The 23,477-nt window shown below is 68.8% G+C and carries 20 protein-coding genes and 6 pseudogenes; 8 read left to right on the plus strand and 18 right to left on the minus strand.

Features of this window, described 5'->3' with window-relative positions; all coding sequences use genetic code 11:
• The first annotated feature begins 79 nt into the window (after window positions 1–79).
• On the plus strand, window positions 80–997 hold the full coding sequence (locus LE548_RS35275; protein WP_225101109.1) for a hypothetical protein: 918 nt from the start codon (window positions 80–82) through the stop codon (window positions 995–997).
• A 468-nt stretch (window positions 998–1,465) separates the two neighbouring features.
• Here LE548_RS35275 and LE548_RS35280 read toward each other — a convergent pair whose 3' ends face one another.
• The 3 genes and pseudogenes from LE548_RS35280 to LE548_RS35290 form a co-directional block, all read right to left on the minus strand.
• Window positions 1,466–2,158, minus strand: a complete 693-nt coding sequence (locus LE548_RS35280) for an alpha/beta fold hydrolase (RefSeq protein ID WP_225101110.1) — start codon at window positions 2,156–2,158, stop codon at window positions 1,466–1,468.
• Window positions 2,159–2,268: 110 nt separating this feature from the next.
• A pseudogene (locus tag LE548_RS46700) lies at window positions 2,269–2,639 on the minus strand (DEAD/DEAH box helicase family protein).
• Window positions 2,640–2,789: 150 nt separating this feature from the next.
• Window positions 2,790–3,737 (minus strand): alpha/beta fold hydrolase, encoded by a 948-nt coding sequence (locus LE548_RS35290; RefSeq protein WP_225101180.1) that lies wholly within the window; start codon window positions 3,735–3,737, stop codon window positions 2,790–2,792.
• Window positions 3,738–3,930: 193 nt separating this feature from the next.
• Here LE548_RS35290 and LE548_RS35295 point away from each other — a divergent pair, with 193 nt between their 5' ends.
• Window positions 3,931–5,220, plus strand: a complete 1,290-nt coding sequence (locus LE548_RS35295; protein WP_225101111.1) for a serine hydrolase — start codon at window positions 3,931–3,933, stop codon at window positions 5,218–5,220.
• Between the two features lie 647 nt (window positions 5,221–5,867).
• Complete coding sequence (locus LE548_RS35300; RefSeq protein ID WP_225101112.1) at window positions 5,868–6,125, plus strand: hypothetical protein; 258 nt, start codon at window positions 5,868–5,870, stop codon at window positions 6,123–6,125.
• A gap of 269 nt (window positions 6,126–6,394) precedes the next feature.
• Here LE548_RS35300 and LE548_RS35305 read toward each other — a convergent pair whose 3' ends face one another.
• The 7 genes and pseudogenes from LE548_RS35305 to LE548_RS35335 form a co-directional block, all read right to left on the minus strand.
• Complete coding sequence (locus LE548_RS35305) at window positions 6,395–7,375, minus strand: phosphotransferase enzyme family protein (protein ID WP_225101113.1); 981 nt, start codon at window positions 7,373–7,375, stop codon at window positions 6,395–6,397.
• 172 nt (window positions 7,376–7,547) lie between these two features.
• Window positions 7,548–8,162: a response regulator transcription factor gene (locus LE548_RS35310; protein WP_374116214.1), complete on the minus strand. Its 615-nt coding sequence runs from the start codon at window positions 8,160–8,162 to the stop codon at window positions 7,548–7,550.
• Between the two features lie 7 nt (window positions 8,163–8,169).
• A pseudogene (locus LE548_RS35315) lies at window positions 8,170–8,628 on the minus strand (histidine kinase dimerization/phospho-acceptor domain-containing protein); the annotation flags it as partial.
• A pseudogene (locus tag LE548_RS46705) lies at window positions 8,585–8,926 on the minus strand (hypothetical protein); the annotation flags it as partial. The pseudogenes LE548_RS46705 and LE548_RS35315, both read right to left, overlap by 44 nt.
• 373 nt (window positions 8,927–9,299) lie before the next feature.
• Window positions 9,300–10,265, minus strand: coding sequence for a DUF1152 domain-containing protein (locus LE548_RS35325; RefSeq protein WP_225101115.1), 966 nt, complete (start codon window positions 10,263–10,265; stop codon window positions 9,300–9,302).
• A gap of 313 nt (window positions 10,266–10,578) precedes the next feature.
• Window positions 10,579–11,367, minus strand: coding sequence for an ester cyclase (locus LE548_RS35330; RefSeq protein WP_225101116.1), 789 nt, complete (start codon window positions 11,365–11,367; stop codon window positions 10,579–10,581).
• A complete protein-coding gene (locus LE548_RS35335; RefSeq protein WP_225101117.1) occupies window positions 11,357–11,545 on the minus strand; it encodes a hypothetical protein in 189 nt (62 codons plus the stop codon). Before LE548_RS35335 ends, LE548_RS35330 begins: the two co-directional genes overlap by 11 nt.
• 220 nt (window positions 11,546–11,765) lie before the next feature.
• Here LE548_RS35335 and LE548_RS35340 point away from each other — a divergent pair, with 220 nt between their 5' ends.
• On the plus strand, window positions 11,766–12,194 hold the full coding sequence (locus tag LE548_RS35340) for a helix-turn-helix domain-containing protein (protein WP_225101118.1): 429 nt from the start codon (window positions 11,766–11,768) through the stop codon (window positions 12,192–12,194).
• A gap of 334 nt (window positions 12,195–12,528) precedes the next feature.
• On the opposite strand, the gene LE548_RS35345 is transcribed toward LE548_RS35340, so the two are convergent.
• The 3 genes and pseudogenes from LE548_RS35345 to LE548_RS35355 all read right to left on the minus strand — a co-directional run.
• A complete protein-coding gene (locus LE548_RS35345; protein ID WP_225101119.1) occupies window positions 12,529–13,719 on the minus strand; it encodes a cytochrome P450 in 1,191 nt (396 codons plus the stop codon).
• Window positions 13,720–14,094: 375 nt separating this feature from the next.
• Window positions 14,095–15,165 (minus strand): ABC transporter substrate-binding protein, encoded by a 1,071-nt coding sequence (locus LE548_RS35350; protein WP_225101120.1) that lies wholly within the window; start codon window positions 15,163–15,165, stop codon window positions 14,095–14,097.
• A gap of 383 nt (window positions 15,166–15,548) precedes the next feature.
• Window positions 15,549–15,917: pseudogene (locus LE548_RS35355) on the minus strand (ATP-binding protein); the annotation flags it as partial.
• A gap of 65 nt (window positions 15,918–15,982) precedes the next feature.
• Here LE548_RS35355 and LE548_RS35360 point away from each other — a divergent pair.
• Entirely contained in the window at window positions 15,983–16,939 is a 957-nt protein-coding gene (locus LE548_RS35360) for a hypothetical protein (RefSeq protein WP_225101121.1), read from the plus strand.
• A gap of 9 nt (window positions 16,940–16,948) precedes the next feature.
• Here LE548_RS35360 and LE548_RS35365 read toward each other — a convergent pair.
• Window positions 16,949–17,200, minus strand: a pseudogene (locus LE548_RS35365) (amino acid ABC transporter substrate-binding protein); the annotation flags it as partial.
• 147 nt (window positions 17,201–17,347) lie between these two features.
• On the opposite strand from LE548_RS35365, the gene LE548_RS35370 reads away from it, so the two are divergent.
• Together LE548_RS35370 and LE548_RS35375 are read left to right on the plus strand one after the other, a co-directional pair.
• On the plus strand, window positions 17,348–17,530 hold the full coding sequence (locus LE548_RS35370; RefSeq protein WP_225101122.1) for a hypothetical protein: 183 nt from the start codon (window positions 17,348–17,350) through the stop codon (window positions 17,528–17,530).
• Window positions 17,531–17,664: 134 nt separating this feature from the next.
• Window positions 17,665–18,600 carry a LysR family transcriptional regulator gene (locus tag LE548_RS35375; protein WP_225101123.1) on the plus strand — a complete coding sequence of 312 codons (936 nt, stop codon included), beginning with the start codon at window positions 17,665–17,667 and terminating at the stop codon, window positions 18,598–18,600.
• 51 nt (window positions 18,601–18,651) lie between these two features.
• On the opposite strand, the gene LE548_RS45655 is transcribed toward LE548_RS35375, so the two are convergent.
• Window positions 18,652–18,786 (minus strand): hypothetical protein, encoded by a 135-nt coding sequence (locus tag LE548_RS45655; protein WP_263636949.1) that lies wholly within the window; start codon window positions 18,784–18,786, stop codon window positions 18,652–18,654.
• A 557-nt stretch (window positions 18,787–19,343) separates the two neighbouring features.
• Here LE548_RS45655 and LE548_RS35380 point away from each other — a divergent pair.
• Window positions 19,344–19,520 (plus strand): hypothetical protein, encoded by a 177-nt coding sequence (locus LE548_RS35380; protein WP_225101124.1) that lies wholly within the window; start codon window positions 19,344–19,346, stop codon window positions 19,518–19,520.
• Between the two features lie 55 nt (window positions 19,521–19,575).
• Here LE548_RS35380 and LE548_RS35385 read toward each other — a convergent pair whose 3' ends face one another.
• The 3 genes and pseudogenes from LE548_RS35385 to LE548_RS35395 all read right to left on the minus strand — a co-directional run.
• On the minus strand, window positions 19,576–22,008 hold the full coding sequence (locus LE548_RS35385; RefSeq protein WP_225101125.1) for a DUF3376 domain-containing protein: 2,433 nt from the start codon (window positions 22,006–22,008) through the stop codon (window positions 19,576–19,578).
• Between the two features lie 236 nt (window positions 22,009–22,244).
• Complete coding sequence (locus LE548_RS35390) at window positions 22,245–22,766, minus strand: hypothetical protein (RefSeq protein ID WP_225101126.1); 522 nt, start codon at window positions 22,764–22,766, stop codon at window positions 22,245–22,247.
• Between the two features lie 314 nt (window positions 22,767–23,080).
• Window positions 23,081–23,477, minus strand: a pseudogene (locus LE548_RS35395) (sugar ABC transporter substrate-binding protein); the annotation flags it as partial.

Below are 23,477 nucleotides of genomic sequence, written 5' to 3' on the forward strand. Positions count from 1 at the left end.
GACCAGGGCCGTGCCTGCTGGCGCAGTGCACGCGGATCCCGACAGGTCTGCTGTCAGGGGAGTGTGTCAGAGTCTGTGCATGCTCGAGATCGTGGTGAAGACGGAGAACTGGGAGCGGCACGTCCGTGTGTCCGCCGAGGAGCTGGCCGGGCTGGTGCGGCGAATCGGTGGTGAGGGTGACCGGTTCCTGGTGGTCCAGCGGATCCCCGACCTTCCTGACGTCTTCGCCCAGGTCTGGCACAAGGCCGGTGGTGACTACACCCTGGAGCACCGCGACGGTGCCTCCGACCGGCACTTCCAGGCGATGGCCGACGGTCCGGAAATCGTGATCGCGTCGATTACCGGCTGGGCTCGCCAGGAGGCTGGCTGGGATGGCGCTCTGGGTTGGTCGCTGCTGGATATGGGGCCCACCCGCGAGGTGCCGCCGCTCGATATTGACGAGGATGAGCGAGGGGAGTTGGAGAAGCGCGTTCGCGAGGTACTGGCCGGCGGCTATGCCTCCCGGGCTGAACTGGCTGAGCTCGCCGAGGAGTACCTGGTCACCAAGGACCGCCGACCCGTCTCACGCGAACAGGCCCAGGCGCTGGCCGACCGGTTGTGGCTGGAGCGGGTCGCGGAGCAGGCCGAATGGCAGGGCGAGACAGACCCCGAGCGGCTCACCCGAGCCTTCGCTGCCCTTCAGGAGACCGGCATCACCGCCCGGGAGAACTTCACCTGCTGCCGCAGCTGCGGCCAGTCCGAGATCGGCGGCGAAGGTGGGCCCGACGCCCGCGGCTTCGTCTACTTTCACAGCCAGTGCACGGACTCCGCCGCAGCCGGCCGCGGACTGATGCTCCTCTATGGCGGCTTCGACGGCTCGTCCGAGACCACCGCAGCCATCGGCCATGAGGTCGTGGCCGCCCTCGAAGCGGCTGGGCTGCACGCCGAGTGGGACTATGACCCTGGCCGGGCCATCACCGTCACCCCCCTGAACTGGCGCCGCCGCCTCGTCGGCTAGCACAGGACGTCGGAAGACTCGAAGAGGCGGATGAGAAGGTCACAGAGCTGACGGCAAGCCTAGAAGAGTCACACTCCTGAAGATCAGTTAGATGAGACACGGCCTCGCGCGGCCCTCTCGGGACATCGGCGAGCCGTCATAGGAATCAGCCGGCATCGCCTGACCGGACACGTCTCATGCTCGGCTATCGGGCGTAGCCGATGCGGATGTCCGCGCTCGGCAGGTCCGGGTCGTTCGGTGTCGGTGGAGGGGTGCCGGGCCGCCACGGCCGGCCCGGGCCGCGGTCGGCGGGGGTCGGGACCCGCAGAGCCTCTGCCCACGTGCTCCTGTCTGACCCACGGTGTGCTCACTCTCCCCGGCGTTGCCGTCCGGACAACGCTCTGATGACGAAGCCGGACGGCGGTCTTCATGCTCATTCCGGCCTTGGCTCACCTTCTACGTCAACTGCCTGGATGAGCGGCTCGCGTGTCAGGGGGTTGCGGCGGGAGGTTCGCGGGTCGGTTCGAGGAAGCCCCGGACGACGGCATGGAACGCGTGCGGTGCTGTCATGGGCATCGAGTGGCCGGTGTGCGGGATCAGCGCCAGATGGGCTCCTGGGATGGCCGCGGCGGCCTGTCGGGCGTGGGACAGAGTGGTGCGGTCGCGTTGGCCGCACAGGACGAGCGTGGGTGCGGTGATCCGTGGCAGCAGCGCGGAGAGGTCGCTGATCTGCAGGGCGTCCAACAGGTCGTGCCATCCGCTGCGGTCGGGCAGGTCGGAGAGTATGCGGACCAGCCAGCCGGGACGGTGCCGTTCGATGCGCAGGCGCCGTGCTGAGGTGGCGCCCGGTGCGATCTCGGGGCCACCGGACAGGATGAGCCGGCCGACGAGGTCGGGGTGCTCGGCTGCGATCTGTGCCGCCACGATCGCGCCGAGGGAGTGCCCGCACAGGTGGGCCGGCCGCAACTGCCGGACGGTCTCGGTGACGGATTCGACTGCCGCGGTGATGCTGAACGGCCCTGGTGCGGCGCCGAATCCCGGCAGATCCGGGGCGATGACGTGAAAGGTGTCGGACAGTGCCGTGAGCTGCCGGTGCCACATCCGCGCGCCCCAGCCGGCGCCGTGCACCAAGACCAACGCCGGGTGGTTCGGGTCACCGGTCTGCAGCGCGTGCCGTGTCATGATCACACGATGACAGGCCGTCAGGCGTGAGAGCCAGTCTTTCCGCTCAAGGACCGCTTTCCGCTCAAGGAGCGGCGGATGCGTCCGGCCCGAGCACCGGACGGTGGGGTTCAGGTCCATCGCATGCCGATGTCGCTGAGCTGCTGGATGCGTTCGGGGGTGAGGGTTGCGGCTCGGGAGCGCTGGTTGCTGATCCCTGCGCCGAGCTTGATCTGGTGTTCTTCCCGGTCTTCGCCGTCGCGGGCACCGACGGCCTCGGTCTGCGCGAGCAGGTCCAGCGAAGGGGCGAGGAAAGCACCAGCCCCGCTCGCAGCTTCTCGGCACTGCGCACGGCGACCAGGGTCTTGCCGGATCCGGTCGCCATGACCACCTGGGTCCGCAGCCCCCGCTCCGGCACCGTCGCCCCGGCCGGCACCTCCAGGGCACGCAGTACCGCGTCCACCGCCTCACGCTGATGCGGACGAAGCTCCCGTACGGCCATATCCGGCAGCTTGATCCGGCGTGCTGCGTCACTGTTTCGGCACGCTCGGATGGTGATGGTGTGTGAGATACCGGTGATGCGAGCGATCCACGCGGTGCGATCGCTTCCGCGCTGACACCAGCACAGGGAGCTACGGCCCGATACAGCGCGTCAGGAGTGGGCTTGGAGGAATTCGATGAGGACGGCGTTGACCTCGTTCGGGCGTTCCTGCTGTGTCCAGTGTCCGCAGCCCGCCAGCTTGACCGGCTCGCGCCACAGACTGGGCATCAAGTGGGGGAGTTTCTCGATGAGTTCGGGTGTGCCGGGGAAGACGGGGACGAGGTCGCGGTCGCCGTAGACGTACAGCGCGGGCCGGGTGACGACGGCATTGTGCCAGGCGGCGGTGAGTTCCCAGTTGCGGTCGAGGTTGCGGTACCAGTTGAGCGGCCCGGTGAAACCCTGGGAGAAGCTCTCGGTGAGGGCGTCGAGGTCGGCCTCGGTGAACCACTCGGGCAGTACGTCCGGGTCGGGCATGGTGTCCAGCCAGCCCTGGCCGGGGTTGACCAGCGGCTGCATGATCTCGCCGTCGGTCGCGGCGTCACCGGAGGCGGCGTAGAAGAACTTGCGCAAGGTGGTGCGCACGTCCTTCGCGAACTCGGCGTCGGCGACACCGGGGCGGTTGAAGTAGTTCCAGTAGAAGCGGCCGTCGAACCGCTTGTCCATGGTGGTCAGCGGCGGCTGCGTGCCCCGGAAGGGCGGCGGCACGCTCAGGCCGGCCACGCCGAGGACCATGTCCGGCCGCAGCAGCGCGGTGTGCCAGGCGACGGGTGCGCCCCAGTCGTGTCCGACGACGAACGCCTTGTCCTCGCCCAGGGCCCGGATGAGCGCGACGACGTCGCCGACCAGGTGGAGGATGGTGTAGGCGCCGACGTCGTCGGGGTGGTCGCTCCGTCCGTAGCCGCGCTGGTCGGGGGCGACCACGCGGAAGCCGGCCTCCGCCAGCGGACCGAACTGCTGGTGCCAGGAGTGCCAGGACTCGGGGAAGCCGTGCAGCAGGACCACCAGGGGGCCGCTGCCCTGCTCGGCGATGTGCAGCTGGATGCCGTTCACGTCGATCATGCGATGCTCAACCATGAGCACGAGCCTACGCGCCGTGATCATCGGGTGGCGCCACCCGTCCCGATGGCGACCCCCATGCCTTGCACAGAGCCGCAGCCCTTGCGTCGTGATCATCCGTACGGAGGATGTAAGGCCCGTACCTGACTCGTGAGGATGTTCGAGTCACGTTCGATCATCTTGGAAGGGACATCCCTTGCGCATCCCCCGGTTAATCGGAACAGCCTTGAGCACCGCGCTGCTGCTGACGGTCGCGGCACCGGTCGCCTCCGCCGGCACGAGACCCACCACCGCGCCGACCGCGCCGACCGGGCTGGACGGGGCGGCGCTCGGCCGCTCGCTCGCCGCCGTGCACGACGCGGGCATGTACGGCATCTACTCCTCCGTACGCGACGGTTCCGACCGATGGACCGGCGCGTCCGGGGTCGCCGACAAGGACACGGGGCGCCCGGTGCGGCCGGGCATGCGGCAGCGGGTCGGCAGCATCAGCAAGACCTTCACCGCCGTAGCCGTGCTCCAGCAGGTCGAGCGCGGCCGGATCAGCCTCGACGCACCCATCAGCGACTACCTGCCGGACCTGATCCCCGGTGAGCGCGGGCACGAGATCACCGTCCGCATGCTCCTGAACCACACCAGCGGCATCGGCGACTACGTCCTGAGTGCCTTTCCCTCGCTCGCGCAGGGGTCGACCGCCAGCCTGGACGAGGACCGCTTCCGCTCCATCGCGCCCGGGGAACTGGCCCGGCTCGGCCTGGCCGCACCCGCCACCGGCAAGCCCGGCGAGAAGTGGTCGTACTCCAACACCAACTACGTGATCGCCGGACTGCTGCTCGCCAAGGTCACCGGCCAGGACCCGGAGGCGTACATCACCCGCCACGTCATCGCACGGGCCGGGCTGCAGCACACCTCCTACCCGCGCAGCCCGTACCTCCAGGGCCCGCACGCCCGCATGTACGAGAACTTCTACGGCCTGATCGACCCGCCGCGTGACTACAGCGTCTACGACATGTCCTGGGCCTATACGGCCGGTGCGGTCGTCTCCACCACCGACGACCTCAACCGGTTCTACCGCGCCCTGCTGGGCGGGAAGCTCGTCGGACCGGCCGCCCTCAAGCAGATGCTGACCACGGTCCCCGCGGGCGGCATGGACTACGGCCTGGGCATCTACGCCCTCGACGTGCCCGGCTGCGGCCGCTTCTGGGGCCACGACGGTGCGGTCTTCGGCGCCGGCACCATCGCCCTGTCCAGCCCCGACGGCAGACGACAGGTCACCGCGGGCTGGAACCTCATGAAGTACGAGCGCCTCAACTCCGACGGCACCGGCTTCGAACCGAGCCCGATCGACGAGGCCCTCGACCACTACGTCGTCACGGCCCTGTGCCCCTCGTCGACACCGGCCTCGACCCGCACGGCGGCCGTATCGCTCCGGCGGGCGCTGACCGGAACGGATCGCTCCCTCACGCCCTGGACGGCAGTTCTGCACTGACGGCACCTCAGGTGCCGTCGGCAATGCTCAGCCCGGCCAGCGGCGGAGGCAGAGGCCCCCGGCTCCTGATCGGTCCGGGGGCCTCTGCGTGTCACGGCATCCGCGTCCAGGTGGCGCCGCCCTCCGTGCCGCAGCGCCAGGTCGACGTACTCGCCGACCGTCTCGCAGCCGTCGGCCGGGTTGACCAGCTGGTCGCCGCTGCCGTCGGTCATCTTCCCCTCGCCCGCAGAGTCGTACTGGAGGGTGCGCAGGGTGCCGGACTCGTTGAGGTTGCGCCGGCCCGGCCGTCGTCCGGATGGTGGGCCGGGCGTAAGCGCCGACGTCGCACGTGTTCTGGTCGGGCTCGTAGCCGAAGCACGGCATCCCGAAGTTCCAGTGGCGGCCGATCGCCTTCCACGTGGTGCGACGCCGACGGCGTAGAAGCCCGAGCCCGAGTCCGAGAACTTGGCGAGGAGCGTAGGGGACTCCGTCGAGACGTACAGTTTGCCGCCGTCGGCCGCCCACGCGAACGCGGGGTTGTCGATTTCGGCCCGGATCGATCGCGCCGGTCGGGTTGGCCCGCCTTCAGCTGGTGCCCGCGTCCTCGGAGTCGTAGAAGCCGTTGTACGGCGGCGCCGCCGCGCCAGGCGACGTTGGCCAGGAGCTTGGTGCCGTCGCTGCCCGGCGGCACCGCGATGTCGTTGGCGATGTCCGCGAAGTATCTCCTGGCGCCGCAGCTCACGCCGCTGATGCCGACGCCCGCGCAGGGGACGAGGACCTTGGCCCGGGCGGCGGACCGGGGGCCGGTGAGCGGGCGGCGGAAGACGCCGTGCGAGGTGGCGGCGAAGACGTATCCGGCGGCCACGTCGAACGTCAGCGTTTGGATGGAGGACCTGTCGAGTTCCGTGTGCCCGGCGTCGGTGTAGGCGCCGGGTTCGACCTGGCCGCTGGGCGACAGCCTCGGGTCGTTGAGCGACGCGAAGGACTCCATCAGTTCGTGGGACTCCACACCGGCCACGTCGTGGCGGCCGCTGCCGGTATCCGCTCCATGAGCGGGGGAGGGTCCCGTTCCCGGCTTGGACTGTCTCCGGTTCTTCGGCCGGGAGCCGCGGCCACCCCTACGACCGCAGTGGATGTCCTGTGTCGAGCGCCGGATTCGTACTCCCGTTCAGGCCTTGCACTGTTACTGGCCGGGTCACCACACGTCCTGAAGCGCGCCGATCAGTACGGAGACCGCCGCCAGATCCGGCAGGCCACGCAGGGAAGCGACGACCTGGTCGCCGGCGAACTCGCGCTGCGCGGCGGTCACGGCCGGGTCGACGGCGCATTCGGCCTGTACGTGAATGTAGTTCAGGTCCGTTGCGAAAAGCATCGAGAAGGACTGCGGACCCGTGACGGTCGCCGTGCCTCCGGCGCGACGATAGGCACGCGCCAATCGCCGGGCGGCATCGGTGTTCACCTGGTTGCGGCCCGACCATATGTACAGGGCGCGGGCGAGTTCCCGCTCCGCCGAGACGGGCCCGGCGTTGTCCCAGTCGAGGAGGACCGGGCCGTCCGGGCCGACCAGGACGTTCTGCGGCTGAAGATCGAGATGTGACGTGACGAGATCGCCGGGGTCGGAGGCGGTCACCCAGTGCGCCAGCTCCGCCGCGGCCCTGTCGATGAACCGGCCCAGCGCGTCCGCCCACGGCAGGCCGGCCTGCCGAACCTTCTGGTGCAGGTCTTTCCAGTCGGCCTCCTGAGGGCAGCGCTCGTACCAGGGGTCCGGCATCTCGCTCGCGCCCTCTCCCGCAGTGTGGAGGAGCGCCATGGATCTGCCGAACCAGTCCAGGATGTCCGGATCAGTCGCATCCGCCTTGGTACCGTCGATCCAGTCGTAGAGCTTGACGTAGGACTCGCCCGACGAGGAGGTGAGGCGCGAGATATGTCCGCCGTGGCGATTGGGGATGAGCCGCGGTGATGCGATGCCCAGGTTCTCCGTGGCCTGCCGTAACGCGGCCTCCCGGCGAACCTGTTCCTCGTCGCAGCCGAAGAGGAGTTCTTTCATCGCCCATGAGGAGCCGTGGCCCGAGAGCTTCCAGATCTGCCCCAACGCGCCACGTGCGACGGGACTGATCGTCCAGGGCCCCGCACCGAGTGCGTAGGTCTCCGCTATGAAGTCGGCTGTGTCGCGCATTCAGGCACCTCTCCGGACGCTGCTGGCCGACGTCAACTATCGCATCCGTCGCGATGCGCCAACTCATCGCGGGAATCGGCGAATCCGCACCGCGCATCATGCCCCTGCGGTCAGCAGCGGCTCGTCAGCCGTGGGCCCGCATGCACCATGACATCTCCGCTCCGGATGCCGATCACTGCGGCGGATCAGCGATCCGGTAGCCGACGGTCGGCGTCGTCGTGATCACCGGTGGGCTGCCGAGCTTGCGGCGGAGTCTGCCGATGGCCACGGCGACGGTGTTGGTGTACGGGTCGGCGTTCTCGTCCCACACCCGTTCCAGCAGCGCCTCCGCGCTGAGAGAAGCCGGGCTAGCCCGCAGCAGGGCAGCCAGGACCTCGAACTCCTTGACCGAGAGGCCGAGGCGACGCCCGTCGCGGACGGCCGTGCGGTGCACAGGGTCGAGTTCGATGCCCGCGGCGCGGAGTGTGCGGGCGCGGGCGTATGGGCGCCGGCGGACCAGTGACCGCAGGCGGAGCACGAGTTCGGGGGAGTGGAACGGCTTGACCAGGTAGTCGTCGGCGCCCAGACTCAGTCCGCCGACGCGATCGGCCGGCGCGTCCGCAGCGGTCAGCATCGGCACCATGGGGTGGTCGTCCCGGTCGGTGACCATCCGGCACAGCGTGTTGCCGTGCACCCCTGGCAGCCACGACGAGGCGCTTCGCGCAGGCCGTGGCGGCGTGGTCGGTGAGGGCATCAGCGGCGAGCACATCCAGGGCGACCGTCTCGCTGTCAGCCGGCGGCACTCCATGCTGGGCGCGGGCCAGCATCAGGAATCCGTCCAGCAGCCGGTCCACCTGATCCAGCTCGGTCCCGACGCGGCGCGCCAGGGTGCGCGTCTGCTCCGGCACCGGGCCCGGTTTGGCGAGCGCGACGTCCACCGAGGCCCGCATGGTCGCCAACGGCGTGCGCAGTTCGTGCGAGGCATCGGCCGGCGACCACCGAGGTCGGCAAGTCCTGGGCAGGCACGCCCAGCCGGGGAAGGTCGTGAGCCGGTAGTCGGTGGAACCCGACGAGGTCACGTCCGAGAGAAACCGGGCCGGCAGCCCCTCGAACCCCGGGCCCGCCCGCAACGGTCTCGCCAGTGATCGTTCCATCCCATCGGCGGGTAACCCCAGCAGCGCCCGGCGTATGTGCGCGCACCAGCCTGGTCGACCCGCCCTCCGCGGTGAACCGTATGCGGAACGGCGGTGAACTGTCGTACAGCGCAAGTTCATGAGCGCCCAGCGCCATGTCACGCCCAGCCTGGCTCACCACGAGCGTGCCGTCCAAAGGCACGATGACCGAGCACAGCTTTGGGTCGGCCTGCCGGATCAGCTCCGGCGTTCGCACGACTTCGCACGGCGAGAGCGCCAGCGCCACCACGTTCACCGCCCCGGGGTCCAGCATCCGCACCGTCGCCCGGAAACGCTCGGAAGCGTCACCGACCACCCGCAGGGCGTGCGCGCTGTTGACCCAGACCTCGCCAGGGCGCACCGGCGGCGAAGGTGACGCACCCGGCCGGAAGCCGCCCATGGGCAGAGGCAGGCGGTCGGACACCCTGACGGGTGGCGTGGAAGGCGGCGATCCTGACCCGGGCGTCGGGATCGTCCGCCGTGGCGACGAGTTCGCCCCATCGACTCGGTGCCGACCAGGTGATCGAGAAGGCGGCAACAGCCCTCGCGGGCGGCCGGAATCCCGTCACGCAGGCCGGTGCGGATGGCGCTCACCGCGCTCTCCCCGCGACGTAGCAGCTCGCGGTATGCCGCAACAGTGAGCTGAGGATCGCCCAAGCATGCGACGAGGGCGTCGTTGTCGGTCCTGACGAAACCGAGCATGACCTCGGTCTCGACTCACGCGGGGGCTCCCGGCAAAGGGATTTCCACGTGGAGGATCATCTTGGTCACGGTCAGTGCGGGAAGGCCCGAGGGGGCCGCTGTCGGGGCAGTTCCTCGCGGAAGCTGGAGATGGCGGTGCTGATCTGGCGCATCAAGACGGTGTGCTCCAGCCGGTCGAGGTAGAGGTTCGCGCGTGCCAGGACGGGCAGGTCGACGCAGAGGTACAGTCCCATGAGCGGGTTGACGAACAGTTCGCCGCCGCGGGTGCGTTCGGTGAACCGTACGTCGCCGAACTCTCCCCGTACGGCGGCGGCGACAGATCCCTGCACGATGCTGGGATGGCTGGCATGGCAGCGCTGGGCGTGGGCGACCGCTTCGAGGTAGGCGGCGCCCTCGGGGCTCTCGCGGGGCAGCGAGAACGCGCCGAGGTAGCCGCCGGCGCGGTCCAGGCCCGCCAGATTCTCCAGCACCAGAGAGTGGTTGACACCGTGGTAGGCGTCCACCCCGAAGCCCACGCAGGCCACGAGCCGGTGCGGGATCTCCTCCAGCCCGGCGACGGCTGCCAGGCTGGCCATGTCCTCCTCCGGAGTGCCGAGTCCGTGTTCGTCCCCATGCATCAGGATGTCGGTGCCGCCGTCCACCAGCACGACTGCATCCACCCCGCCGACGTGCTCCAACAGTGCCCGGTAGGCGGCCCGCAGCGGCTGGACGCCCGTACGGGGAAAGGCGTAGACGGTGTGGGGGAGTTCCTGCGAGCTCAGCCAGCGGGCGAGAGAGCGCTCGGGGAAGTAGTCCCCGCGCAACGGGGTGTCCGGGCGGATGGCGGCCACGTCTTCTGCGACCCAGGAGTCGAGGTCCAGGCCGTACAGGTCGGAGAAGGACAGGCTGGCCAGGTGGACCTCGGCTCCGGCCGACCGCAGCGCGAGGGCCAGGGGCAGCCCGGAGTAGACGTCGAAGCCCCCGCCGGCACCGGCGACGAGGATCCGGCGTGCCTCGCGAAGGCGGGTGAAGAAGGCGGGCTCACGGAGGGAGAACATCATCAGAACCTAACAAGGCCACTCCGCCACCGAAACAGCAGTCCGAAGAACAGGCAGCGGTCGCCGTGCAGTTCGGCGGGTTCGATCACCACGTGCTTCGGGCGGCGGCGCTCCGGTGAAGTCCACGTCATGGATGACGTCATCCTCGACGAGCAGCACGCCCGAGTGCCCTGACATCCACGCCGTCGAAGACGTGGCCGGCTCGGATCGCCAGCAGCGGGCTGCGCATGACAGGCCATCTGTGCCAGGTGCGTGACGTGTGCGCGCTACCGCAGAAGCGCAGCGTCCACGACCTGTGGAACAACGGGGCTGACTAGAACATGGTGTTGTCGTTGGCCGATGTCGCCGGGACCGGCTGGACGACGTCCCAGTGCTCGACGACCTTGCGGTCCTGGATCCGGAAGATGTCGACGACGGCTGCCCCGCGGTCGTCCGCGGAGAACTGGAAGTGGTGGTGGAACGCGACGTACTCGCCGTCGGCGATGACGCGCTTGACGCTGACGCTGAGGTCCGGGTGCGCGGCGAAGGCCGAGGTGAACTGTTCCTTGGCAGCCGCGATGCCGTTGGGTGACTGCGGGTTGTGCTGGTGGAGCGGGTCAGCGGCGTACCGGTCGTAAGCGGTGACGTCCCGGCCTACGGTCACCTCGTGGAACAGGGCCGACGCGATCTGCTTGTTCTCGGCGGTGGAGGCGTCCAGATCCGGTGAATGTCCGGCCCGCACGCTCACCGTGGAGAACATGTCGTTGCCGTTGACCGAGCTCTCCGGCACCTGCTGCATCACGTCCCAGTGCTCGACGATCTTGCCGTCCCGGACGCGGAAGATGTCGACGACGGCCTGACTGCTGCCCGGCTCCAGCATGGTGTGGGTGTGGAGCAGGACCAGGTCGTCCTCGGCGATGACCCGCACGACGTCGTGCCGAAGGTCCGGGTAGCGGTCCTTGAAGCCGGTCACGAAGCCGCGAAGTGCCTCGGGGCCGTTGGGAGCGTGAGGGTTGTGGTTGATGTATTCGGTTCCGACGAACTTGTCGATGACGGCCAGGTTGCCGTGGCTGAACAGCTCGTCGTAGAAGTGGACGACCATCTCTTTGTTCTCAGCGGTCATGGCTGTGTCTCTCTTCCTGTCTCAGAGGGAAAAACGGGGTTGGAATGTCGACGGTCGCCGGGCCCTCGGTGTCCGGATCCGGCACTGAGCCGGATTGCGGCAGGGCCAGGTCGCCTTCGGCGATGGCCCGCTCGACGATGGTGTGCAGGTGCGGGTCGGCGGCCCGCAGGCCGGTCACGAGGTGACGCCACGCCTCGGGCCGGTCGGGGCGAGCCCGCCGCGATGGCGGCACGCATACGTGGCGTACGCGGCGGCGCGGCGGCTCGGGACGCGACCGGCTGAGCCCACCGGTGCTTGTTCACCCGGTTCGACGATGTCCTCCCACATCAGCTCTGGTTACCTCTTGTGCGTAACCACATCATCAGTCACTGTCGGCAACGGCGTAAGGAGGCACTTTCATGTCAGTCACGCACAGCGGTGTGCCCGTGGACGACGCTCTCGCCCAGGACTGTCCGATCCGCGAGGTGCTCGACCGGGTCGGCGACAAGTGGAGCACTCTGATCGTCCTGCGGCTCGGGCAGCGCACCCACCGGTTCAACGAACTGCACCGCGAGATCGACGGAATCAGCCAGCGGATGCTGACCCTGACCCTGCGCGCGCTCGTCCGCGACGGCTTGGTCAGCCGCACCGCCTACCCGACCGTGCCACCACGCGTCGACTACGAACTCACCGAACTGGGCCGCTCACTGCTCACCCCGATCACCGCGCTCCACGAATGGGCCGTGGCACATAGGGACGACATCCGCCACGCCCGCGCCGGCCACGACCAGGCGGCCCATGCCCCCCATGCGGGGCCGGGCCCCGACCCGCTGGCGGCACACCCTTGATCAAGGCCCGGAACTGGTGATTCTCGCTGGTTCGGAGCCTTGTCTGTCGTACATGGGCGGTTGCGCGGCTCTGTCCCCGGGAGACTGCGTGCCGGTCACCGTCGGGGCTGCGCAGCCGGCGCCCGAACCGCCGCCGCGTCCGGATCGGCCGAGCCCTGGACCGCCTGGAGGCCGGCGAGACCGGCCTCGGCACCCTCGCCGCCGACCTCGGTTACACCGACCGGGCCCACCGCACCCGGACCATACGCCAGCACCTCGGCCACACACCGGCCGGCCTGCGACGGCATCTGACTCCCGCGCCGTGACCGCGACCTCACCCGTCTCTGGCGCGCGGTCACACGTCCCAGGTGACCGGGAGGCTCTTCACCCCGTAGATGTCCGCGCTCTCCGGGCGCAGGGGGACTTCTTCGGCGGGTACGGCGAGACGCAGCGTGGGGAAGCGGTTGACCAGCGCGGGGAACGCGACCCGCATCTCGACGCGGGCCAACTGTTGACCCAGACACTGGTGGATGCCATGGCCGAAGGCCAGGTGCCCGCCGTCCTGCCTGCGCAGGTCGAGCACATGGGGATCGGCGAAGCGCTCGGGGTCGCGGTTGGCGGTGTTGTACGACAGGACGACCGTCGTACCCGCCTTGATGGTCTGGCCGCCCAACTCGACGTCCACCAGCGCCGTCCTCATGAACGTCTTGGCGACGCTCAGGTACCGCAGCAGTTCCTCCACGGCCCGGTCGGCGAGAGCGGGATCAGCGCGCAGCGCGGCCAGCTGCGCCGGGTTCTGCAGCAGCGCGAAGGTGCCCAGCGCCAGCATGTTCGCCGTGGTGTCGAACCCGGCCGCCAGCAGGATCAGGCCCATCCCCCTGAGCTCCTCATCCGTCAGATCGCTGTCGGTGAGGTCGCTGAGCACGTCGTCGGTGGGGTTCGCGCGCTTGGCGGCCACCAGCTCCGCGAGGTATTGCCGGGTCGCGGTGTAGGCCGCTATCAGCTCCTCTTCGCTCGTCTCCCCGCCGAGGAACGCGTCGATCTGCTCCTGGAAGGAACCCCGGTCCTCATACGGCACTCCCAGCAGCTCACAGATGATGATGGCGGGGATGGGCTTGGCGAACGCGGTCACCAGGTCGGCCGGCGGCCCGGCCTTCTCCATGGCGTCCAGACATTCGGTGGTGATCTGCTCGATGCGCTCGGTCAGCTGACGCATCCGCCGTACGGTGAACTTGCCCATCAGCGGTTTCCGATAGCGCATGTGCTGTGGCTCGTCCATCAGGAGGAACTCGCCGGGCGGCGCCGGAGGCACCTCGAAGTCGCCCACGTTCAGGAGTTCCTTGCGCGAGCTGAACCGAGAGTCGGCCAGGACCGACCTGACCAGGTCGTATCCGGTGATCAGCCAGCCGGGTCTTCCGCCGGGATGGGTGTAGCGGCTGATCGGGCCGTGCCGGCGGGCGTCGATGAGCTCTGTCGGCGGGTCGAAAGGGCAGCCGGACTGACGCGCCGTCGGCAGCGTCGTGACGGTGTGGAGAGAATCGCCCATGACCTTCCTCGTCTCGCGATGGCAACGTGTTCAGCGCAGCTCGAAAGCTACGTTGCATTCAAAATGACTGTCAATCGACCGAAATGCATTTTCCCAGGTAGGTGGCGGTAAATTGATGCAATGACGCTGAGTCCGAATGCAACGCGGCGTTGCAATGAATGGCGGCGAAGGCAATCCTGACGGCAGGTCCGAAGGGCGGTTGACCCGCACCGACGATCTCCGGCCTCGTCATGCCGGACGGGTCCCGGCGAAGCCCCTGTTGCGCCTGAGCATGAGCGCACGAGGCCGGCGGTTCACCGGAGTTAGCCGCCGGCCCGGGGATGGCCGGCGCGGCTCCCCGGTCACGCCGAGGAGGCTGACCATGGCGGTCTCGTATCAGCCCGCCGCGTTCTTCACGAACTCCGTCGTGTACGTCTTGCTCAGGTCCACGTGGGCGTTCGCGATGCCGGGGTCGAACGCCCGGAGAACCTTCTCGACGGTTTCGGGGCCGTCCCCGGGCATCACGCCGTCGCTCGTGAACATGGGCAACGCGTGCTGTATCGCTGCGGCATAGACGATCCCATTGCCCTGGGCGAAGTCGGCGGGCATCTTGTCGGCGATCTCGGACGGCGAGTGCGACCGCATCCACTTGAGGGTTTTCACGAAGGCGTCGGCCAGCTTCTGGACGATCTCCTTGTGGCTGTTCACCCACTCCGTTTGCATGTAGAGGCTGGACGAGGGGTACGAGCCGCCGAGCGCTTCCTCGGTCCCCTCGACCGTACGCATGTCGAGGAGTATCTGCCCCTCGCCCTTGTCGATGATCGACGCGACGGTCGGATCGGTCGTCATGCCGGCGTCGATGGTGCCCTTCCGCAGCGCTGAGGTGAACGTCGGGCCGGCGCCGACGGCGACACGCTTGAACTCGCTCAGCTTCACTCCGTTCTTGACCGCGAGGTACCGGGTGAGGAAGTCGGTCGATGAACCGATGCCGGTGACACCGAGCTTCTTGCCCTTGAAGTCCCTGGGCGAGGTGATGGCATCCGCTTCCCTGTCGGAGACCACCTCCACCTCACCGGGCGCCTCTGCGAACTGCACCACGGACTCCACGGCCTTGCCCTTCGCCTGGAGGTCGAGGGTGTGGTCGTAGAAGCCGACGACTCCCTGGACCTGGCCGGAGAGGAGCTGGTCATGGGCCTCGACACCGGCGGGCTCTTCCATGAGCTGGACGTCCAGACCTTCGTCCTTGAAGTAGCCGAGCTGCTGAGTGAGCAATGCGGGCAGGTAGATGATTTTGTTCAGGCCGCCGACCATGATCTTGACAGGCTCTCCCGTGCCCGCGCTGCCGCCGGTGTCGGGTGTGGAACCGGCCGGCTCGTTGCCACAGGCGGTGAGTGATGACAGAGCGAGCAGGCCGGTGGCGAAGAGTGCCGAACATCTGGCGGTCTTCGGTCTGGCGGTCTTGCGCATGGTGGTTCACGTCCTTGCGAGAAATTGCAGTACGGGAGAGCGCGTCGGTCCGGGCGCGGCAGGAGACAAGAGCGGTGCCTCAAAGGCCGTTCGGCGTGCTGAGCCCATGGCGTCCAGCGAAGACTGCGGCGCCCGTGGAGAGGGGGCAGTGAAGATCAATGGCGGCACAGGCGGAGGCAGGCATTCCCTCCACCTTCGATATGCCGCGCCGGCGCGGGGGCGGGGGTCTGCCCGCCTTGGCCACGCACGGTAGTTCGAAGGTGACGCGTTTCTGTGCTCACGGCGGGACCCTAAACGCGGAACGGACAGAACAGCAGCCCCCTTGACGAATGACACCACTTGTGCTCGTAAGAACGCCTTCTGCTCATTGTGCTCACGTGATGTCAGGGCGGATGCGCCGTGTCCGCCGTGTCCGCCGGGGCTTCGGGGATCGACTGCTCGGCCTGGTTGACCTTGCCCGTGGGCAGGTGACGGGTGCCCCAGCGGTCGGCCGGCTGGGCGACGAGGAACAGGCCCCGGCCGCCCTCATCGGTCGTGGCCGCGTAGCGCAGGTGCGGCGAGGTGCTGCTGGTGCCGGAGATCTCGCAGATGAGGACGCGGTCACGCAGCAACCGCACGCGGACCGGTCCCATGGCATGGCGGATGGCATGGGTGACCAGTTCGCTGAGGATGCGTTCCGTGGTGAAGGCGGCGCCGTCCAAGCTCCATCGGGCCAGGTACTGATCCACCCGGGCCCGTGCGTCGGCCACGGCGGTGCCTTTCATAACGATCTTGGCTTAGGCCTTGCGTGGATCCTCATCCCCCTTAGCCTCCCGACATGGCTTTTCTTTCAAGTCGTCGCAGAAGATCCCGCCTTGCCCCGGAACTCGACGACCAGGAGCTGGGCAAGCTGATGAAGAACCTGCTGGCGACCACGAGGGCAAGCACGGTCGGTATGACGGACATGTGCGTGGCGCAGATCTCCCGTCTGCTGGAGCGGGAACCGGACGACTGGGACCGTCGGGCGCACCGCATGGGCGTCCTGGCGGAGTTTCTGGCCGGATGGCGTCTGCCTCGCTCCTGGGCCACGCGCGAGCCACGCAACGCGAACGCGCTCGTACTCTACGCATGGAGCGAGATTGTCCGAGCTCGCTCGCAGGGGAGCCTGGAGGACGCGGCCGGGGTGATCGACAGCTGTCTGCGGGCCGCCGAGCTCACTCCGGAGGACCCCACCCCATGGGTCGTCGTTCTGAGGGCGGCGCGCCTGGAACGCTGGGAGCGGTCGCAGGTGTTCGGCGTATGGAACGAGGTGCTGGCGCGCGACCGCTGGAACCGTGAGGCCTACCTCAACATGCTGAGCTATCTCACCCCGGAGGAAGCGGGGTCGCGCATCCAGGTGCTGGAGTTCGTGGACGCTCTGTGCGCTCGCATGCCCGCGAACGCGCCGTGCGCCGCGACGGAACTCACCGCCCAGGTCTTGCAGTACCACTCCGTCCTCGGCCGGGGCGGCTTCGAAGCGCTGGTGGCCCGCAATCACTGGTCCCAGGCCACGACTGCCCAAGCCCTCGACCGTGTGGCCCACAACTGGGTTCAGCCGGGATTCCTCCGTCACGCGCGGGCACTCGCCGACCTCAACATCCTCGCCTACGCTCTGATGGCTGCCGACCGGCGTCAGGAAGCTCGCGCGGCCTTCGAGGCGCTCGGCGGCATCGTCACCCATTGGCCCTGGCAGACCGGCGGTGACCCGCTGACCGAGTTCGAGCAGATGCAGCGAAAAGTGGCCCGCAGCGGGTGATGTGCTCTCTCAGCCGGAGTGGAGGATCCGAGAGCGACCGGGTTCCGCCGGATTCCGATCAACGACTTGGACTGGCGTCCAAGCCCATTGCCAGACGCTGATTTCCGGTGTGCGGGAGAATTGGATCTGCCCGCGGGTGCCGTCGACCGCGACGCGCGGCCAGGATGTGGCAGTGCGCGCCCGGTCCGCGCCGTGAGAACGCGGCACCTTGGCGAGGACGGCGACCGTGTCGTAGCCCTCGACGGCGACGAAGGAGGGCGCTGCGGGCTGGGCGATCGTTCATGTCATCCGTTCCCCATTGGCGTCCGAGCAACTGCTCACCCACGGTGCGGCGTCGCTCGTAGCGGGGCGAAGCGAGGATGGGTGCACTGCTGGGTGCGAGCGTGGTCGGCACGGCGGCGTTGGACCTTGACGAATCTGAGAGCGGCCGGGCAAGCGAATACCGAGTCCGACCGCCGAATCGAATGGCACATGCAGCAGTGCCACATCGGCTTGCCCGTTCTGCAGCAATTTCTGTTGCTGATGCGCCTTGCAGAGGCACAGATCGATGGTGGCTGCGCCGGGCTCCGCGCGGTCGGCATTCAGCAGTGAGGGTCGCGCGTCCCTCGGACGAGGGCGCGACCACCGCAGCGCAGTTGATCGAGGAGCGGACGTGGCAGCCGCTCGCACAGCCCGCAACAGGATCCGCGAGGCACAACCAACGGTTGTGCCCATAGGGTGTCGGTATGGACCTCGACACCGTCCGGACCTTCGTCGCCGTTGCCGAATCGGGACAGTTCCAGGAGGCCGCCACGGAGCTGGCGGTCACCCAGCAGGCCGTTTCCAAGCGCATTGCCACGCTGGAACGCAACCTAGGCGTTCGGCTGTTCACCCGCTCGGCGCGCGGCGCCCAGCTGACCATCGACGGGCAGGCGTTCCTGCCCCACGCACGCGAACTGCTGCGCGTCGCCGAGCGCGCGGTCGCCTCCGTGCGCACCGGTCACCGTCCACTGCGCGTCGACGTGATCGCCTCACGCGTCGCGCCATCGGGCCTGATGCGCGGCTTCCACGACGCGCACCCCGAGATCGACCTCGACGTGGTGATGCTGTTCGACGTCGAGACGGCCGTGGCCGCCCTCCGGTCCGGCGCGATCGACGCCTCCTTCCGCGCCGTCGCGATGCCTGGTCGGCCTCTACCCGAGGACATCGAGTCCCACCGGGTGCTCGACGAGCCGCACCAGCTCCTCACCGGCCCCGCCCACGCGCTGGCCCGCGCCCGGTCGGTGACCCTCGCCCAGCTCGCCGGGCACCGGATCTGGATGCCCGGCATCGTCCCCGGTACCGAGTGGGCCGCCTACTACGACGCCCTCGTCGCCGAATTCGGCCTCACCATCGAGGCGACCGGCCCCAACTTCGGTTCCGACGCACTCCTCGACACCGTCGCCGACACCCCGGCCCTGGCCACCTTCACGACCGAGCAAACCCGCCTCGTCTGGCCTGCCGGCCACGGTCTGCGCCGTATTCCGGTGACCGACCCGACGCCCGTCTACCCGCACTCGCTTCTCTGGCACCGGGACAACCCCCACCCGGCGCTGGCCACCCTCCGCGCGTATCTCGCCGCCACAGCGACCGGCCACGGCGCCGCCGGGACCTGGGTGCCGGACTGGGTGATTCCGCACTGAACCGTCCGCAGACACCGCACCGGCCTGCTTTCAGCCACCCCTCACCACTCATCAGTCCCAGGCGTTGAAGAGCACGCCACCCAACGTGGTGATGCCGTAGGAGCGAACTGCGCGCCACTCCGCCTTGGTGATGACGTAGGTGTCGACGTCCGGGAGAGGCAGCGTGAGCTGTGCGCGATCGAGCACGTCAAAACCCAGGTCGGCAAAGGTGCGGGCCCACGGCGGAGGTGCGAGGAACTCCTCGGAGTCCCATTCCCGGCGTTCCTGGGCGAATGCGATTCACGGGTGGTGGGCGTGACACAGGACGACGGACTGCCCTGTACCGACGATGACCGTTGCGGTGTGGAACGTCCGAGGGTACGAGCGTGAAGCCTGCGTCCTCGTCGTTGACCATGTGCTCATCCTGTCAGTGCTCTGACGGCGCTCTGAGGCCCAGGTGCGGGGTCGTCGCCCACAGCAGCAGGGCGGCGCAGCTGAAGGCCGTGTCCAGGGCGAACGCCCCTGTCCACCCAGCGGTGGCGCACGCCAGTGCCCGTGGTCCGCTGCGCGAGTCCGCGGTCGCTCCATCGGCCGGCGGCGCCAGCGGCTGCGGCTCCGGCCGCTCCGGCGAGCCCGAACGCGCCGATCGCGGTGTGCGTCAGCGACCAGGGCGGACTGCTGAGCGGCTGGACGACGCTGCTCCACCACGTGCTGAAGGCCGCGAAGACCGGAGATGCCGGCCCGCCGGGGACCCGGAGGAGGGGATGCGGGCGAACAGGACGACGGTCGATGTCGGCAGACGCCGGTACGGCATGGCGACCGTCGTCGGCCGGTCGGCCGGTCGGCCGGCGGGCACGGCGCAGGAGCACGGCGAGCGTCGTGCGCGGTTCGACGCCGATCCGTGTCCCGTTGACCGGTCGATCGACGCCACCGGCGACTGATTCGCCGATCGTGCGCGCGGCCCTGCACGTTCCTGCTGTGCCGCCGACACTTGACTCAGAGCCTGGTCAGCAGGGCGATGGCCGTGCCGACCAGGCCGATGGCCATGAAGCCGAGCACCGCCCCGGCGGCGAGGATCACCAGCACCAATGAGCGCAGCGTGGCCACGGCGGCCTTCACTGTCTGTGCCTTCACCGCCTTCGGGTCGTCGAGATAGGCGCGCCAGGCGGCTTGGCGGGTACGGCGGGTCAGCCACTGCGCCCACCAGGGGAGCCGCAGCAGGGCGAGCGCGGCGTCCAGGACTCCCTGCAGCGAGCGTGCGCCCGCCTCGGTGGCCGCGACCTCCTTGAGGAGCAGATTGTCCTGCGGCTGCTTGAGCTCTTCGAGGTTGCCGCGCATCCACTCCCGTGGCCGGGGACCGTCCTCGGGCGCTTCGGCCCGCAAGATGGCGTCGTGCAGCTCCGTTTCCCGGGAGCGTCTCTGCGCAGCGCTCAGGGGGAAGAGGCTCAGCAGGTGATGGGCCGCGTCCAGGCGCCCCCACGCGAAGTCGGACCTGCGCCACGCGGCGCTGAAGAAGGCGCCGAAGTGCTGGAAGCGCACGCCGTAGAGCTTGCGGTCGCCGATGCCGGCGAACCGGTCCTCGTTGAACAGGGGGCTGATGGCGTCGGGCCCCAGGCGCAGCAGGCGGAAGTCGGGCATCAGGCGCTCGACGAACTTCGACAGCGGAGCGTAAGCCCGGGTGACCACTTCCACCGTCAGATAGGCGGCGACGACGTCCTCGGACCGTTGCCACCCGCGTAGATCGGCTTCTACCAGGGCCGTGACGTAGATCTGTCCGGCAGCGCTGACGATGCGGGCGAGCTGTTGCGGGACACGCAGATCCGTGAACACGTCCTGCACGAGGCGGGCCGCTGTCTCGTCAGAGGTGTCGGTGCCCGGCGGATGGCGCAGTTGCAGTTGGGCGTCGACCGCCTCGAACATGGCGAGCACATGGCGCGTGAGATCGCTGATGGTCTCGGCGCCGCTGATCAGCGCCTGCTGCCGCTGGGGCGACGAGGCTTCGGCCAGGCGGTGGTGGAGGTGGTCGCTCATGCATCGCAGGGCACGTTCACAGGTGAGCAGCCCCCAGCGCCAGACGCCTCCGCTGTACGGATCGGTGATTTCCGTCCCGGCTGTCGTGGGCACCCAGTTGGCCCCCTGCTGCAACCCGGCCAGGATCGCTTCGACGCGGTTGGCGTCCGCTTCCGGCGTCGCGGCCAGGGAGATCACCGTCTCGGCGTCGGCGAGCTGCTTGCGGACGTCGTAGAGCACGGCCCGGGCGCGATTGCGGCGGAATTCCGGCAGCAGTTCCTCCGCTCTTGATCGTAGCTGTTGCGCCAGGGCGGGGTCTTGGCCGGTGCGGGCGAACAGGTCGAGCTGGGTGTCGCGGATGCTGTTGCCCAGCTGGGTGCACAGCTCCTCGGCGCTCGACCGGAAGTCAGCCTCCTGCGGGTACCGGACGGCGTTCCACAGCACCTTCGACCAGGAGATCTCATCGCATCTGAGTCCGGCAGTGCTCTCCGGGCCGAGGCGGCCGGCGGACGGGACGATGAAGACGACCACGCGATCGACGGGGGCGTTGAGCCTGCGCTTGGTGATCGCCTCCAGGACGGGCTGGAACGGTGCGTTGTTGAGGACGCCGCCGTCGACGACACAGCTGGCGGGGTCGTCGTACCCGGACTTCGGAATCCGGCGGTATTTGACCAAGGGCGCCTCGTTCACCGGCGAGAACGCCGCGGGGAAGCCGGCGGTCGCCCGTGCCGCCAGCACCAGCGCCGGGGTGTCGTCCTTCCCGAACTCGTCCAGCGGCTCGGTCCTGAACCCCCAGTCCTCGCCCTGCTTCGTGTAGGACACGGACTCCGGCTGATACTGGAAGCGGTAGAGGCGGCGATGGTCGCGTACGTCGAACGGGTTGCGGAAGCCGTCGGTGTACGAGCGCGAGCGCCCGTCCAGCGCGGTGGCCGTCATGAACAACGTCAGCTCCTGGCGCTGTTGCGCCCCGGACGTGCGTTCGCCGATGTGCTGCAGGACGTTGTCGATCTTCTCTTTGAAGGAGTCCCCGCTCAGCAGGCTGGTCGGAGATTTCGGCTCCAGCAGCGCCTCCAGAGCCGCGGACTTCTCCCATACGCTGCGCAGATCGGGCAGCTCTGCTCCACGGGCGAGGGCAGTGCCCAGGATCAGGCCGTTGAGCCCGCCTGCCGAGGTTCCCGCCACGATGTCGACCAGTACCTTCCGGCCGGCGGAACGGGTGATCGACCGCCAGATCCGGAACGCCGGCCGGTCGGCGTCGGGCACGGACTCCTCAGGGACGCCGCTGGACGCCCGGCACAGGAGGTCGAGTTCATGGGTGACCCCGCCCATCCACACCGCGAGGCTCACTCCGCCGTTCATCACCAGGGCCAGGCGGGTCTCCGGCTGTGGTGTGGGAGCGACATCGTTCTGGGCAGCCATGCGGGCAACATAAGACGTCGGAGAGCCGGTCACACTCCGGCGCGCGTCCGGATGCGCCCGTCGGACCCAGAGCTTCGCTCGGACGCGTGCACATCCCAGGAGGCCGAGGCCGGCGACGCCGGGTCGGCTGGACGCCTCGGTCGGTGTCCGAGAGAGGCCGGGGGCCCGGATGAGAAGTGAGATCCCCGGCCCGATTCCGGTGGGCCGGGGTTTCTCGTGGTTGGGTCGGGTTGGGGTCAGTCCTCGCCGTGGTGGCGTACGACGCGGAAGCTGGCGATGACGCCGTCTTCGATGTGGATGCCCCTGGGGGGGCATGCGCGCACGCCGAAGCTGGAGCTGTGGGGGCCGACGGTGGCGATCGGGGCGCCGTTGTCGCAGACGGCTCCGCGGAAGACTTCGACGGTCTTGTGGCTGTCGTTGCGGACGTTGACGGTTTTGGCGCCGAGGCCGCTGGCGATGGTGATGCAGTCGCCGGGGTGGGTGGAGTAGGAGCGTTCGTTGATGAAGATGCGGCCTTCTTCTTCGTGGTCCTCTCTGCCTTCGTTGCCGCGCCCTTCGTTGCCACGTCCTTCGTTGCCCTTGCCGGAGCCGCCGCCGAAGGGGGCGGTTGCGGCGGGGGCGGTGACCGGGGCGGTGGCCGGTGCGGTCTGGGGTGTGGTGGGGGCGGAGGCGGCGGAGGCGTAGGTGATGCCGGTGGTGGCGAGGGCTGCCGCGGCTGATACCGCCGCGGTCACCATGGTGGAACGGGCGACGTTCATGTCGCTTCTCCTGTCTTGTGTCTCGGAGATGCCGGCTCGTCAGCCGGCTTGCGATCAAACGTACGCATAGCCGACACGCCGGTCATATTAAATGACCGCAGAAGGGCGCCGATCGGGCTATTTGTGGCCGTGCCTGCTGCTGGGCCGGGGCATCAAGTTGCCTGTAATGAAGGGGGTTTGAGGGAGCATTGGTCCTTCTGGATGATCTGCTGATGCGTCCTCACCCGCTGGCGGCGGCGTGTCGCTGCAAACGCAGCGAGATGGTTCGTGTTACAGGACCGTGCTGTGGAGCGGAGCCGGACCCGGCGAGAGGCTCATCTGCCCCAGATCCTCCGGTACGCCTCTCGGTAGCCCGGCGGGTCCCAGGTCGTGGCTCCCGCGCTGTTGGCGGGCGTCGCGACGTGAACGGGGGCGACGTAGCCGCTGGCGGGACGACCGGAGAAAGCGCGGTTGAACTCGTCGATGATCTGCCAGCCCTGCTGCGACAGCGGCTCGGGAACGGTGGCGGCCTGGTACTGCCTGCTGTTGATGCGCTGGAAGGCGGACGGGTCGCCGTCGCCCGCACCGATGTTGAAAGGCGGGCCTGCGCCCGGCTTGCCGGCCGCGCGGAAGGCGGGGGCGGCGTCGGCGAAGTACAGGTCGTTGATGGCGACGGAATACGTCCACCCGCTCTGGAAGCGGGAGAGGAGCGAGGAGACCTCACGTGGGGTG

The sequence above is a fragment of the Streptomyces sp. CoH27 genome (genome assembly GCF_020181035.1).
Taxonomy (GTDB): domain Bacteria; phylum Actinomycetota; class Actinomycetes; order Streptomycetales; family Streptomycetaceae; genus Streptomyces; species Streptomyces camelliae.